This window comes from Pseudoalteromonas sp. G5_S1_14_S5 (genome assembly GCF_054968605.1).
On the sequence record NZ_JBQKUM010000215.1, the window covers coordinates 1 to 575 of the forward strand.

The window sequence follows — 575 nt, forward strand, 5'->3', positions numbered from 1 at the left end:
TACCGTCGCCGGCTCTCAATATCAAGTAAGGCCAACAATTTAGGAATAGCGATAATTTCATTACTCTTATCATCAACCACCGCTTGACAGTGACAACAATCCTGCCAGAGGGGGATACCATCTATTTTCTTTTATATAAATTATTAATAAACAATGATTCCTCCTCAGAAAGAGCATTAGGGTGGAGCGTGCGATCACTTACGAGTAGATCTACATGGGATTTTAAGGCTATTACCTGTTCTAGCGGTAATCTTTCTAATAAGATTATTACTTTATCAAAGGACGAACCTTCTACTAAGTCATCACTCATAGTTTTACAATCCTTTATTGACATATGTATCAACAGTCCAATAACAATTATAGCCACAAAAGTACAGGTTGTGATTAAATAAAACTGAATGATACATGTAGAGTAGGTCACTGGCTTCGGCACAACCCCCTTATCCAGCGACTCTTCTTCAATTCTGTGCATGAGGTTTTCCCTCACACGGCTTCCACATAAATGTTCACCCGCTCACCTTCACAGTTTTCGCCTTGTCGGTTGTAGATACACAAGGTCTGCATTGTGTAGCTAG

1 protein-coding gene is annotated in these 575 nt (G+C 39.7%); it reads right to left on the reverse strand.

The window, feature by feature from the left end; genetic code table 11:
* Nucleotides 1-121: 121 nt before the first annotated feature.
* Nucleotides 122-472, reverse strand: a complete 351-nt coding sequence (locus ACTRWI_RS22605; RefSeq protein ID WP_499133931.1) for a hypothetical protein — start codon at nt 470-472, stop codon at nt 122-124.
* Between the last annotated feature and the right edge of the window lie 103 nt (nt 473-575).